Annotated in this window: 15 protein-coding genes; all 15 read left to right on the forward strand. The window is 35.2% G+C overall.

What is annotated here, in order from left to right; all coding sequences use genetic code 11:
- Positions 1-79: 79 nt before the first annotated feature.
- Positions 80-1,402: a murein hydrolase activator EnvC family protein gene (locus HCJ45_RS10375; protein WP_187124746.1), complete on the forward strand. Its 1,323-nt coding sequence runs from the start codon at positions 80-82 to the stop codon at positions 1,400-1,402.
- 122 nt (positions 1,403-1,524) lie between these two features.
- Positions 1,525-2,973: a cardiolipin synthase gene (gene cls, locus HCJ45_RS10380; RefSeq protein ID WP_187124747.1), complete on the forward strand. Its 1,449-nt coding sequence runs from the start codon at positions 1,525-1,527 to the stop codon at positions 2,971-2,973.
- Positions 2,974-2,999: 26 nt separating this feature from the next.
- Positions 3,000-4,175, forward strand: coding sequence for a PDZ domain-containing protein (locus tag HCJ45_RS10385; protein ID WP_187124748.1), 1,176 nt, complete (start codon positions 3,000-3,002; stop codon positions 4,173-4,175).
- Positions 4,176-4,329: 154 nt separating this feature from the next.
- Positions 4,330-5,043, forward strand: a complete 714-nt coding sequence (locus tag HCJ45_RS10390; protein WP_185345677.1) for a response regulator transcription factor — start codon at positions 4,330-4,332, stop codon at positions 5,041-5,043.
- Positions 5,040-6,815 carry a two-component system histidine kinase PnpS gene (pnpS, locus tag HCJ45_RS10395; RefSeq protein WP_187124749.1) on the forward strand — a complete coding sequence of 592 codons (1,776 nt, stop codon included), beginning with the start codon at positions 5,040-5,042 and terminating at the stop codon, positions 6,813-6,815. Before HCJ45_RS10390 ends, pnpS begins: the two co-directional genes overlap by 4 nt.
- A 255-nt stretch (positions 6,816-7,070) precedes the next feature.
- Positions 7,071-7,976 (forward strand): phosphate ABC transporter substrate-binding protein, encoded by a 906-nt coding sequence (locus HCJ45_RS10400; RefSeq protein WP_187124750.1) that lies wholly within the window; start codon positions 7,071-7,073, stop codon positions 7,974-7,976.
- Positions 7,977-8,070: 94 nt separating this feature from the next.
- A complete protein-coding gene (gene pstC, locus HCJ45_RS10405; protein WP_187124784.1) occupies positions 8,071-8,994 on the forward strand; it encodes a phosphate ABC transporter permease subunit PstC in 924 nt (307 codons plus the stop codon).
- Complete coding sequence (gene pstA, locus HCJ45_RS10410) at positions 8,991-9,875, forward strand: phosphate ABC transporter permease PstA (RefSeq protein WP_185345671.1); 885 nt, start codon at positions 8,991-8,993, stop codon at positions 9,873-9,875. The genes pstC and pstA overlap by 4 nt, the downstream gene beginning before the upstream one ends.
- A gap of 27 nt (positions 9,876-9,902) precedes the next feature.
- On the forward strand, positions 9,903-10,718 hold the full coding sequence (gene pstB, locus HCJ45_RS10415) for a phosphate ABC transporter ATP-binding protein PstB (RefSeq protein WP_185345822.1): 816 nt from the start codon (positions 9,903-9,905) through the stop codon (positions 10,716-10,718).
- Between the two features lie 14 nt (positions 10,719-10,732).
- A complete protein-coding gene (gene pstB, locus HCJ45_RS10420; RefSeq protein ID WP_185345669.1) occupies positions 10,733-11,512 on the forward strand; it encodes a phosphate ABC transporter ATP-binding protein PstB in 780 nt (259 codons plus the stop codon).
- A gap of 12 nt (positions 11,513-11,524) precedes the next feature.
- Positions 11,525-12,184: a phosphate signaling complex protein PhoU gene (gene phoU / locus HCJ45_RS10425; RefSeq protein WP_187124751.1), complete on the forward strand. Its 660-nt coding sequence runs from the start codon at positions 11,525-11,527 to the stop codon at positions 12,182-12,184.
- Positions 12,185-12,404: 220 nt separating this feature from the next.
- Complete coding sequence (locus tag HCJ45_RS10430) at positions 12,405-12,710, forward strand: ArsR/SmtB family transcription factor (RefSeq protein WP_187124752.1); 306 nt, start codon at positions 12,405-12,407, stop codon at positions 12,708-12,710.
- Positions 12,711-12,805: 95 nt separating this feature from the next.
- Positions 12,806-13,192 (forward strand): hypothetical protein, encoded by a 387-nt coding sequence (locus HCJ45_RS10435; RefSeq protein WP_185395644.1) that lies wholly within the window; start codon positions 12,806-12,808, stop codon positions 13,190-13,192.
- A gap of 21 nt (positions 13,193-13,213) precedes the next feature.
- On the forward strand, positions 13,214-13,861 hold the full coding sequence (locus tag HCJ45_RS10440; protein ID WP_185345661.1) for an HD domain-containing protein: 648 nt from the start codon (positions 13,214-13,216) through the stop codon (positions 13,859-13,861).
- Positions 13,862-13,885: 24 nt separating this feature from the next.
- Complete coding sequence (locus tag HCJ45_RS10445; protein ID WP_187124753.1) at positions 13,886-14,125, forward strand: CsbA family protein; 240 nt, start codon at positions 13,886-13,888, stop codon at positions 14,123-14,125.
- Positions 14,126-14,336: the final 211 nt, after the last annotated feature.

Here is a 14,336-nt window from a genome sequence, read left to right on the forward strand (position 1 = left end):
TATGGTAAAGGAATAACATATTAATTAAAAACAAACTATGAAGTTCCTAAGAATATTGAAAACGGAAAAGGAGCTTATTATGTTAAAGAAATATGGGGTATTAGCAACACTTGGCATATTAATTGTTTCGGCACCACTAAGTGTAGAAGCAGATACCATTAATGATATGCAAAAACGTCAAAATGAAATAGAACAAAAAAAATCAGAGTTAGATAAAAATATTGATACAAAAAATTCGGAAATAGCCGATCTAGAAACCAAGGAAAAAGATGCATCTAAACAATTGGAGTCACTTATAAATAGTATTGATGAGACAAATAAAAAACTAAGAGCGCAAGAAGATAAAGTCGACTCTGAAAATCAGAAATTAAAGCAATTAAAAAAAGATATTGAGAAATTAAGAAAAGATATTAAAGAGCGCCAAGAAGTACTTGATAAAAGAGCTAGAGCAATTCAAAAGAGCGGAACAGCGACAGCCTATTTGGATATGATATTTGAAGCAAATGATTTTAAAGAGTTAGTTGATCGTGTAACAGTAGTATCAACCATGGTAAATGCCGATCAAAACATAATGCAAGACCAAAAAGATGATCAAGATAAATTAAAAGTTGCGGAATCAAGTTCAGAGAAAAAACTAGAAAATTTAAGAGTGCTAGCTGTCGATTTAGCAGTTTCCAGAAATAACATGGAGAGTCAAAAAGCAGAAAAAAACGACTTAGTTATGGCGCTTGCGAATAAAAAAGATTTAACAAAAAATGAAAAATCGTTATTAGCAAATGAACAAGGATCTCTTTCCGCAGAACAGAAACAATTAGCTTCTAATATTGCAGGCGAAAAAGCTAAACAAGAAGCAGCATTAAAAGCAGCAGAACAAAAACGAATTCAAGAAGCAGCAGCTAAAGCTAATGCTGAAAAAGCGAGTAAAAGTCAAACAACTGTTGCCCAAGCACCTAGTCCTGAAGTGGCTAGTGCACCAAGCAATGTGAGTTCTGGTGGTGGTCAATTTATTAAACCTGCATCTGGAATTTTAACTTCTGGATTTAGTGATCGTACCAATCCAGTTACAGGAGAGCATGAGTCACATAAAGGGCAAGATATTGCTGCTGGAGGCGCGGTAACAGTATCAGCTGCAGCTTCAGGAACTGTTGTCTTTTCCGGTTTTGGTGCATCAGGTAGTGGTTATGGCGGCTATGGTTATGTAGTTGAAATTGATCATGGTAATGGCTTCCAAACACTTTATGGGCACATGCGAGCAGGTAGTTTAAAAGTAGTTGCTGGTCAACAAGTTTCACAAGGACAACCAATTGGAATAATGGGTTCCACCGGGCAATCTACTGGTCAACATCTACATTTCGAGATTCATCAAAATGGAGTACCAATTGATCCAGCTCCTTATCTTTAACTAGTAAACCACTGATAATAAGTCAGTGGTTTTTTCTTGCCAAAAGTCGGACGGCAATAGGCTAAATGAGGATTTTATGATATGATACTACTATCAGTTTGTGTAAGAAAAGGGGGAACATCATGGGGCTGTTGACTTATTTATTAGTGATTCTGCTAATTCTAAATGTATTATTTGCAGCAACAACAGTATTTTTAGAAAGACGAGATACTTCTGCCACTTGGGCATGGTTACTAGTCTTAACTTTTGTTCCAATATTTGGTTTCATTATTTATTTGATTTTTGGAAGAAAATTATCAGGGAAAAAGATTTTTGATTGGAAAGGGCAAGAAAAAATAGGGATTAAAGAATCAACGGCGAACCAAATTGAATTAATTCGCCAAAAAGAATTTCCATTTAGTGATCCTAATGTGAAGAAGCACCGTGATTTAATTTATTTACTACTTGTAAATGATGGTGCAATATTAACACAAGATAATGAAGTGGATCTTTATGTGGATGGTTATGAAAAGTTCGAGGCACTTATTGCTGATCTTGAAAAAGCGAAAGACCATATACATATTATTTATTATATTTTTCATTCGGATGAACTTGGAAATCGCTTAATGCGAGTACTTGAAAGAAAAGCGGCAGAAGGCTTAAATGTAAAAATAATTTATGATGCTATGGGATCAAGGACTACAAAAAAATCATTTTTCCGTACTTTTCAGGAAAACGGCGGATTGGTTAGACCGTTTTTCCCATCAAAATTGCCTCTGATTAATTTTCGGCTTAATTATCGAAATCACCGAAAATTAGCAATTATAGATGGAGACATTGGTTATATAGGTGGTTTTAATATTGGTGATGAATATTTAGGTTTATCTAAAAAATTCGGTTACTGGCGTGATACGCATCTTCGTGTGCATGGTAAAGCTGTTTATGCAATGCAAACGCGTTTTATTATGGACTGGAATTCTGCATCTGCTTCTAAGAAAATGGACTACAAGGCAAGATATTTCCCAACATTTCATGGAAAAGGTCATACGAGTATGCAAATTGTATCTAGTGGTCCAGATTCTGAGTGGCAACAAATTAAAAATGGATACATTAAAATGATTAATGCTGCCAAAAAAACGATTTACTTACAATCACCATATTTTATCCCAGATGCCAGCTTATTAGAAGCTATTAAAATTGCAGCACTTTCTGGTGTTGATGTACGTGTGATGATTCCTAATAAACCAGACCATGCTTTCGTTTACCGAGCAACAACGAATTATGCTGGGGAGTTAATGGAAACGGGAGCTAAAATTTTCATTTATGATAATGGATTTATTCATGCTAAAACCTTAGTAGTCGATGGAGAAATCGCTTCTGTCGGGACGGCTAATATGGATTTCCGAAGTTTTCGACTTAATTTTGAAGTAAATGCATTTATTTATGAAAAGGAAATGGTACAAAAATTAGAAGATACTTTTTTAGAAGATATATTAAAATCGTATCAACTAACACCTGAACTATATGCAAAAAGGTCCATATGGATTAAATTTAAAGAAGCGGTAAGCCGACTCTTATCGCCTATACTATAAAATGTGTTGGAAGGCTGGTGTAGATCATGGACATTTTTTTGGAAATACTTAAAGGAATAGGAAGACTACTTCTACAGCCAGCTATTTATGTAGGAATTATTTTAGTTATAATTGCTGGTTTTAATAGAGTAAAATGGGAGCGGAAATCTTTTAGCGTTCGAGTATATTCGCCTTGGTTAGAATTAAAGAACTTCTTTGGTATTGGATTGCTATTTGGTTTAGGTCTGTCGGTAGTAACTACAGTGATTGGCTTTAGCGTAACGTTAGAATGGGTTGCGATTTTTAATACGGTTGTTTGTTTCTTGTTGATTGCTGGGATGTTTCGTCTTAGTTCTACAGCTTTTACGATTGGAATCACAAGTTTAGTATTTTATTTCTGCTATTATTTTGATATTAATCTATCACCATTTACAAACGGAGCATTTGGTTATGATGCAGTGTTTATTGATAATTTCATGATTTCAATGACTTTTTTATTAGCATTACTACTCTTTGTAGAAGCATTTCTTATTCAGTATACAAGTGCGAAAAATCCGGCACCATCACTTCGAAAGAGTAAACGAGGAAAACTAATTGGCTCATTTCAATTAAGAAAATTATGGTTTGTGCCATTAGTTGTTTTTATACCTGGGGATGTTTTTACGAAAATTTTTGAATGGTGGCCGGTGTTTACTATTGGTGCTAAGTCATATTCATTAATTGTTTTACCATTATTTATTGGTTTCCAACAACGAGTTCAATCACAATTACCAGAGGAAGCTAGTCGTAAAATCGCTGTACAAGTTACTACACTAGCGACAATAATTGCGATAGCTGGTTTGTTAGGAATTATGATGCCCGTATTAACTTTATTTGCTTTTATGCTTGCTGTGATTGGCAGATTTTGGATTTCTTATCAACATTATCGTTTGGAAAAGCAATTACCGAAAAAATTCGGACCAAAATCAGATGGAATTATCGTTTTAGGTGCGCGTGAGGCAACTCCTTCAGCCCGTTTAAATTTAAAAGCTGGCGAGAAAATTACGGAAGTTAACGGACAGGCAATTCATACAAGAGAAAACCTTTATGATGCGCTTAATTTAAATCGTGCCTTTTGTAAAATTAAAGTCATTGATAACAACGGAGAACCTCGATTTGAGCAAACAGCACTTTATGAGAATGAATCATTTGAGCTGGGATTACTTTTAGTCGAACCAAGATAACTATTAGACACCAGTGTTGTTTTTTGAAAGCAGCATTGGTGTTTTAAGTTTTTGTAAAGATAAGATTAATATAAAAGCATTTCTACCCGAAAAAGGTTAATTCATGCTATATTTTAAATAAATAGGAATAGATAAAGAAGGGATGGGAAGTAAGTTGGTAAAAATTCTTGTAGTGGATGATGAGGCTTCTATTGTTACCTTATTGCAATTTAATATTGAAAAAGCTGGATTTGATGTGGTTACAGCTGAAAATGGTCAAGCTGGCTATGAACTAGCTTTATCAGAAGAACCAGATTTAATAGTACTCGACTTAATGCTTCCTGAAATGGACGGAATCGAAGTGACAAAAAAACTTCGCCAAAATAAAGTGGATGTCCCAATATTAATGCTTACAGCGAAAGATGAAGAACTCGACAAGATTATTGGTTTAGAACTTGGTGCAGATGATTATATGACAAAACCATTTAGCCCACGAGAAGTGGTTGCGAGAATTAAAGCTATTTTAAGACGTACAGAAGGTAAATCAGAAGTTGTAGAAGAAAATACAGATGAAGTAGAAGCAACTCTTTTAATAGGTGATTTAAAAATTTTACCAGAGAGTTATGAAGTGTATTTACAGGATGATTTGCTAGATTTAACTCCAAAAGAATTCGAGCTATTATTATTTCTTGCTAATCATCGTGGAAAAGTCTTTTCGAGAGATCAGTTATTGGATACAGTATGGAATTATGATTATGTTGGAGAAACGCGAATTGTTGATGTTCATGTAAGTCATTTGCGCGATAAAATCGAATTAGATACGAAACAACCAAAGTATATTAAAACGATACGTGGCTTTGGTTATAAAATGGAGAATGTAAAAAAATGAAGAAATTATGGCTGAAAATTGGTTTGTCGTTTTTTATTCTATTTTTTGTAGTAATGGTAATTGTTGGGATTTTTTCAGGAGAATTAATGAAATCTACTTATTTAAATATGAAAGAAAACCAATTAGAAGATGATGCCAAAATTTTATTGCAAACGACCAATATCGAGAATTTGGATTTGGACAAGGATGCTGTGACAATTCAGAAGACACTTAATCCGCTAAGTGATGAAATTGATGCACGAATTACCGTGATTGATAGTCAAGGGGATGTAGTGGCGGATACGAAAAAAAATCCTGCAAACCTCGATAATCATATGAACCGTCCAGAAGTAGCAGATATTTTAGAAAAAGGGAAAGAAGTAGGCATTTCAATTCGTGAAAGTAATTCTCTTGGATATAGTATGCTTTATGTGGCCGTCCCGGTCCAGCATCAAAATAAAACAGATGGCGTTTTAAGGATTTCCATTTCCCTTGAGTCGGTTGATACTGCTGTCGCAAAACTTTGGGGTAATTTAGCGCTTATTTTCGGTATTGCTTTAGTTATTATAGCGGCAATCAGTGTATTTATTGCTAGAAAAATAACTAAACCTGTCAAAGAAATTATTGATGTTTCCACAGATCTCGCTAACCACAAATATGATAGTCGAATACATGGAAAAAACAGCGGCGAACTACAAGACTTATCAATCAGTGTAAATACGCTTGCGGAAAGTCTCGAAACGCAAATGTTTGAAATTAAGCAAAATGAACAACGGCTTAATGCAATTGTCCAAAATTTAGTGAGTGGTGTAATGCTAATCAATGCCGACAAACAAGTAATTATGACAAACAGGGCAATGTATCAAATTTTAGGTGAAACAGAAATCACTGGAAAACCTTTCTATGAAGTTATTAAAAGTTTTGCACTTAGCCAATTAATTGAAGCAACATTTGAAACAAAAACAATGCAACAAAAAGAAATTATTTTGTATTTCCCACGCGAAATGATTCTAGATGCAAGTGTTTCGCCAATTTTAGCAGAAAATGGAGAAATTACTGGTATTATCTTGCTACTCCACGATATTACGCAAATTAGACATCTGGAAAATGTTCGTTCAGAGTTTGTCACTAATGTTTCGCACGAATTAAAAACCCCTGTAACGGCTCTAAAAGGCTTTGCTGAAACATTATTAGATGGTGCAATGTATGATGAAATGTTACTTAAAAAGTTTTTAACAATTATCAAAGAAGAAAGTGATCGTCTGCACCGTTTGATTATGGACATCTTAGCACTTTCTAGAATTGAGCAAAATCCAGTATCGGAAAATAGGGAAACAATAGATGTAGATGATGTTATTGAACAATCAGCACGCACCATTTATGAGCTGGCGACGGAAAAAAATATTAGCGTGTCTATCCCAGATAAAACTATTCCACCTGTGATGATTGAAAGTGACCGTGACAAACTGCAACAAATTTTAATTAACTTGCTTTCGAACGCCATTAATTACACGCCAGTAGATGGAAAAGTAGAAGTGAATTTAATGGAACGTGAATCAGAAATTATTATCGAAGTCACTGACAATGGTATTGGAATTCCGGCCAAAGATATAGACCGCGTATTTGAACGTTTCTACCGAGTGGATAAAGCTCGTAGTAGACACTCTGGTGGAACGGGACTTGGACTCTCAATTGTTAAGCATCTTATTGAAAACTGTGGTGGCCGAATTGAAGTAGAAAGTCAAGAAGAAGTTGGCTCCACCTTCCGAGTTACTTTACCAAAAAAACCTTAATAAATATCCTGTTTAAAAGAAAGTAATCTTTTAGACAGGATATTTTTATTATATTTACGAAACAAAAAGAATCTCAGCGATAATTTACTCATTTGCCTTCTATTTGAAAGGGAATCATAAAAAAATTTACAAATTCGATAAAAAATCTAGTTATTTACAATTACTTAACATTAGCTACACACCACCTTAAATCTGTGAGGTTATAGTGATACTTGTAAGGAATAACAATTAAAAAAACAAGGTGGGAATAAAATAATGAAAAAGAAGTATTTGGGAATAGTAGCAGTTTTAGCAGCTTTAATGCTTGTTGTTGCAGCTTGTGGGAGTGGCAGCAGTACAGCGGATAAAGCAAACGGTTCATCAAACAAAGAAGAAGTTTCAGGATCGATTACAGCAGTTGGCTCTACAGCACTTCAACCATTAGTTGAAGCAGCATCTAAAGAATTCGCAAATACAAATCCACAAGCGCAAATTAATGTTCAAGGTGGCGGTTCTGGAACAGGCTTAACACAAGTACAACAAGGCGCAGTAGAAATTGGAAACTCTGACGTATTTGCAGAAGAAAAAGACGGAGTGGATGCTTCAAAACTTGTTGATCATCGTGTAGCGGTTGTCGGAATGGCTCCTGTAGTAAATAAAGATGTTGGCGTAAAAAATATCACAAAACAACAATTAATTGATATATTCACAGGTAAAACTACTAACTGGAAAGATGTTGGTGGTAAAGATGAAAAAATTACTGTTATTAACCGTGCAGAAGGTAGTGGAACACGAGCTACTTTTGAAAAATGGGGACTTGATGGTGCAACACCAATAAAAGCACAAGAGCAAGATTCATCAGGTACAGTTCGTAAAATCGTTAGTGAAACTCCAGGAGCAATTAGTTATCTAGCATTTTCTTATATTGATGATTCTGTAGTCGGACTTTCGATAGATGATATAGAAGCAACGGAAGATAATGTAGCAACGAATGACTGGAAAATTTGGTCTTATGAACACATGTATACAAATGGTGAACCTAAAGACCTTACAAAAACTTTCTTAGAATATATGACTTCAGATGACGTACAAAACAATATCGTACCACAATTAGGATACCAATCAATTAAATCCATGAAAGTGGAACGCGATTCAGATGGTAAACTAACTGACGTAAAATAAAAAGAATGAAATGGGCGTCTATCCTAGTAAAATCAGGATAGACGTGTACCCATGTTAGGAGTAAAACATGGGAGGAGAAAGGAGCTTATGTGATTTGGAAGCGATAAAAGAAAAGAAGCTTACACAAACTTCCAAAAAGGCGCATCTAGAAACAAGAGGCAAGATTATTACATTTATTTGTATCTCAATTATGGTTATTGCCGCTGCGTCTATTTTGTTTTTTGTTATTTCTAAAGGGATAGCAACATTTACAGTTAATAATGTATCTTTCGTAGATTTTATTACTGGTACTGACTGGAACCCCTCTCAAAAAGATGCAAGTGGAAACCCATTAGTTGGTGCACTGCCAATGATAATCGGATCATTTGCTGTTACTCTTTTGGCTGCTTGTATTGCCGGACCACTTGCAATTGGTGCAGCAATATTTATGGTAGAAATTTCGCCTAAGTTTGGGAAAAAAGTTTTACAACCAGTAATGGAATTATTAGTTGGTATTCCATCTGTTGTTTATGGATTCATTGGCTTGAGCGTTGTCGTTCCCTTTATCCGAGATCATATTTCTGGAAGCGGATTTGGTATTGCTGCTGCAACGATTGTTTTAACAGTTATGATACTTCCAACTGTTACTTCGCTAAGTGTAGATGCAATTAATTCCGTTCCACGCCATTACCGAGAAGCTTCTTTAGCACTTGGAGCAACCCGTTTCCAGACGATTTGGAAAGTAGTACTTCGTAGTTCGCGCTCTGGAATTTTAACGGCTATCGTTTTTGGGATGGCTCGTGCTTTCGGGGAAGCTCTAGCAGTACAAATGGTTATCGGGAATTCAGCTGTCATACCAACCTCTCTCTTTGAACCTGCGTCTACATTAACGAGTATTTTGACGATGGGTATGGGAAATACGGTTATGGGGACACTTGATAATAATATTCTATGGTCACTCGCAATGGTGTTACTCGCGATGTCACTATTTTTCATCATCGTGATTCGCTTCATCGGACGTAGGAGGAAAGTCAAATGAATGTAAAAACAAAAGATAAAATTGCGACAGGTGTTTTTTATGCCATTGCTGTCTTAATTGTTGTTATTTTAGCAAGCCTATTAGGTTATATTCTAGTAAAAGGTGTTCCGGAGTTAAGCTGGAAATTTTTGACAACCCCACCACAATCATTTCAAGCTGGCGGAGGAATTGGTCCTGAAATCTGGAATTCATTTTATATGCTCATAATTACTATGCTAATTTCTGTACCTATTTCACTAGGAGCAGGGATATATATGGCAGAATATGCGCGTAAAAACTGGATTACAGATTTAATCAGAACTACGATTGAAGTGCTTTCCTCACTTCCATCTATTGTTGTAGGATTATTTGGTTTCCTTGTTTTTGTTATTCAAATGGGGTGGAGTTTCTCGGTTATTTCCGGGGCACTTACACTAACGATTTTTAATTTACCATTACTAATTCGTGTTGTGGAAGAAGCGCTTAATGCTATTCCAAACACACAAAGAGAAGCTGGTTTAGCACTTGGCCTATCAAGATGGGAAACAATAACTCGAGTACTTGTACCAGCTGCATTACCAGCAATTATTACTGGCGTTATTTTGGGAGCGGGAAGAGTATTCGGTGAAGCAGCTGCACTTATTTTTACTGCCGGACAAAGTACACCAGTGCTTGATTTCACTGATTGGAATCCAGCAAGTCCAGTCTCTCCCCTTAATATTTTCCGTCCTGCAGAAACATTAGCAGTACACATTTGGAAGATTAATGGAGAAGGAATTATGCCGGATGCTCAAGCTGTTTCGGATGGTGCGTCAGCGGTATTAATTATTTCTGTATTGCTATTCAATATCTTAGCTCGTTTACTAGGAAAATTTGTTTATAAACGCATGACCTCTTCGTAAAATGTCAGGAAAAGGAGTTTTAATATGATGTTAACAAAAAAACCTGAAATTAATTCTATTTTGCAAACAACACCAGACCCTCATTCACTTCCTGCTGCGATGGCGACAGAGGATTTGCATGTTTATTATGGTGATAACCACGCGATTAAGGGAGTCGACCTAACTTTCCCAGAGAATAAAGTTACCGCTTTAATTGGTCCGTCTGGTTGCGGGAAATCCACTTATTTACGAGCGTTAAATCGAATGAATGACGAAATAGAAGGTTGCCGAATGGAAGGGCAAATTCTGTATGATGGCATTAATATTAATCGCAAAGAAGTGGACCTATATAATGTTCGAAAAGAAATTGGAATGGTGTTTCAAAAACCAAATCCATTTACCAAATCTATTTATGAAAATGTCGCATTTGGTCTTAAGCGACACGGAATGAAAAATAAAAAAGACATCATGGAGCGTGTAGAAAAAAGTTTACGCCGTGCTGCACTTTGGGATGAAGTAAAAGATGATCTTGGCAAAAGCGCATTATCGCTATCAGGAGGTCAGCAACAACGGCTTTGTATCGCTAGAGCAGTTGCTATGCAGCCTAAAGTGTTGCTACTTGATGAACCTGCATCCGCCCTTGATCCAATTTCAACAAGTAAAATTGAAGACTTAATTAATGAACTTAAAAATAAATATACAATTATTATCGTAACACATAATATGCAACAAGCTGCTCGTGTTTCTGACTATACTTCTTTCTTCTATCTTGGGGAAGTTGTGGAATTCTCTGGAACGTCAGAACTATTCACTAACCCGCAAGAAAAACAAACCGAAGACTATATTTCTGGAAACTTTGGCTAGAAAGGAGCTTTTTCATGACAACTGAAACTGTAAAGAAAACCGAATATATCATTGAAACTAAAGATGTCGATTTATTTTATGGATCAAAGCAAGCGCTGGAAAAAATCGGTTTAAATATTAAAAAGAACCAAGTAACAGCGCTAATTGGTCCTTCTGGATGTGGTAAATCAACGTTTCTAAGAACATTAAATCGAATGAATGACTTAATTCCTGGTGTAAAAACATCTGGTGAAATTCATATTAGCGGGGAAAATGTGCAAGATGCTAAAATCGATATGGTTAACCTTCGAAAAAAAGTCGGAATGGTTTTCCAACAAGCGAATCCATTCCCTTTTTCCATTTATGACAATGTTGCTTATGGTCCACGAATGCACGGAATTAAAGATAAAAAAGAGTTAGATGCTATCGTGGAAAGAAGTTTGCGACAAGCAGCATTATGGGATGAAGTGCATGACAGACTTGATCGTTCAGCAATCGGCATGTCAGGAGGGCAGCAACAACGACTTTGTATCGCTCGAGTACTTGCTGTAAAACCCGAAGTTATCTTGATGGATGAGCCAACCTCAGCCCTTGATCCAATTTCAACAGCGAAAGTAGAAGATTTGATTTTAGAATTAAAGAAAGATTATACGATTGTTATTGTGACACATAATATGCAACAAGCTTCTCGCATCTCAGATGAAACAGCCTTCTTTCTTAACGGACGTATTGTTGAATTCTCAGATACAACGAGCATTTTTACCAACCCAGCAGAAAAAGAAACCGAAGACTACATTTCGGGAAGATTTGGATAAAGGAGTGTTATTATGGTAGTCAGAAAAATTTTTACCGAACAACTTAATGACTTGCATCAACATTTAATGGAAATGGGTATGCTTGCAAATGAAGCGATTTTTAAAGCAGTAAAGTCACTTGTACACCGTGATACAGAACTTGCAAAACAAGTAGTAGTAGAAGATAAGGCAATTAATAATATGGAGCTATCATTAGAACAACGCTCCTTTGAATTAATTGCTCTGCAGCAACCTGTTGGTATGGACTTACGAAAAATAGTGACTGTTTTAAAAACAAGTTCAGATTTAGAGCGGATTGGCGACCACGCAGTCAGTATAGCTAAAACAGCTATTTTGATTGGTGAAAGTAAAGTATTAAAACCAATTCCTGAAATTCCAGAGATGGGCGAAATCGTAAAATCAATGTTGCAAGATGTTTTAAAAGCCTATCTTTCTGAAGACGATGAAGCCGCACGGGAGATTGCTATTCGTGATAATGAAGTAGATAAACTTCACAAAATTGTTTATCAAAAATGTATTACTTTTATGCAAGAAGAGCCAGAGCATATTGAAGATGTTTCCCAATTATTACTCGTTTCCCAATATATTGAACGAATTGGTGATTATGTAACAAACGTATGTGAGTGGATTGTTTATCTTAAAAGCGGTGAAATTGAAGACCTAAATCGATAAAGCATAACCCGATTTCCTTTAGTAGAGGTAAATCGGGTTGTATTTTTGTGTTAGATCAATTAAATAACGATAGCTACTTTGAGTTGAAAAACTAAGCTAACCATTCTTCTGCTCCAATATAATCATTTTTAGTTGAAAGTAGTTCTTAAACTTGCGGAATCATTCCTATTTAAGTATCATATGAGTATATGAACATATAGAGAAAATGGAGTGATATTCAATGGGAAACGCAAAGCAATCATTAGATGAAGAAACGCTTTTTAGTGTAACACAGATTTTTAAGGCGCTCTCTGATCCAACTCGTGTCCAAATTTTAAATTTATTACAAGATAGAGAGTACTCCGTAAATGATATTGCTCGAACGCTTGAATTTAACCAAACAACAGTTTCACATCAGCTTCGGTTTTTGAAAAATTTAAGGCTAGTGAAATCAAGACGAGCTGGAACAACGATTTATTATATGCAAGATGATAATCACGTATTAGAGCTATTAACTCAAGCAGTTCGTCACGTGCATCATCGTTAATGCAAAACACTCAGGTGCGTTATGGGTGTTTTTTATGCCAAATAAAGAGCAATTATGGTAAAGTAAGTAACAAATAAGAACATGGAGGAAATATTTTGAAGAAATTAACACCAATGCAAAAATTTATTGTTATTTCAGGGATTATCGTGATGATTATTATTTCCATTTTAGCAATTGTCTGGAATAGTAATCTTACTGTTGTTATTGTTTTGTCAGTAGTTCAATTTATTATTATTCAATTTGTTTGTTACGTAGGAATTTATGCACAAATGAAAGTTGGAACTGCACGCGGAACAAAACTTTTTAGTTGGGGGATTTTAACAACATTGTTATTTTCAGCCATCATTTTTATTTTTGCTACAGATAATTTTAGAACCTATTCAGCAGCAATGATTGCTTTAATTGGTTATTGTGCAGCGCTTATGATGCGTGAAATAGAAAATACGAATCCTGCAAATAAAAAGCAAAAGCGGGAGGAATAGAACGAAGAATGGAGGGATTATATGGGAATTCACCAATATTTCCAAAGTTTATCTGATTTAGAAAACATTTATCGTTGTCCGGGGAAATTTAAATATCAAGAACACTCAGTTGCTGAACATTCATATAAAGTGACTTCTATCGCCCAGTTTTTTGGAGCAGTGGAAGAGAGCGCTGGTAACGAAGTGAACTGGCGCGCATTATACGAAAAAGCATTAAATCATGATTATTCCGAATTATTCATTGGTGATATTAAAACTCCAGTAAAATATGCAACAACAGAATTACGTGAAATGCTTTCAGAAGTAGAAGAAAGTATGACAAAAAACTTTATTGAGCGGGAAATTCCTGAAACCTTTCAACCGATTTATCGGCATTTATTAAAAGAAGGAAAAGACAGCACGTTAGAAGGAAAAATCTTAGCAATCTCTGATAAAGTCGATTTATTATATGAATCTTTTGGCGAAATTCAAAAAGGAAATCCAGAAAATATTTTTGTGGAAATTTATAGTGAAGCATTAGCAACCATTTATGAGTATCGCGAAATGGAGAGCGTTAAATACTTTTTACGAGAAATTTTACCAGATATGCTTGCAGAAAAAGGAATTGAAAAAACAGAATTACCGCAGTTAACGACTGAAATAACAACAAAAGCATTGCGTGATGCATAAAATAAGAAAGAGGGGGGATTTAAGATGGATCAAATTATATCTGCGCTTATTTTCCCTTGTTTGCTCGTTATTCTTTTTGCTATAATTACTTATAATCGCTATGTAGCACTATTGCTTATGATAATTTTAATTGCTGCATCTGCAAAATTAGGTTATACGAGTTCCTATTGGTTAATTGTGATTGATGCTTTCTCGATGACAATTGGCTTTATACTTGCTACCTATATGCTAAACCGTTTAAAGAAGCGAGGCAGCGATTTTTAAAAAGCAAATAGATAGGTAGAAAAGCAAAAAAATGATAAAATAAAGAAAAGCGTAATCAACAGGTTGCGTTTTTTCTTTTAAAATAAATACGAAAATACGTTCGGTTTTTGCTAGGCTTATTAAAATATTTATGATAAAATAGATACATTAACGGATCTGAAAAAATCCGCTTTTTGCTTTGCGGGACTTTTCGTAAATGCAGTTTTTCAGA

Source organism: Listeria immobilis (assembly GCF_014322845.1).
GTDB lineage: Bacteria > Bacillota > Bacilli > Lactobacillales > Listeriaceae > Listeria > Listeria immobilis.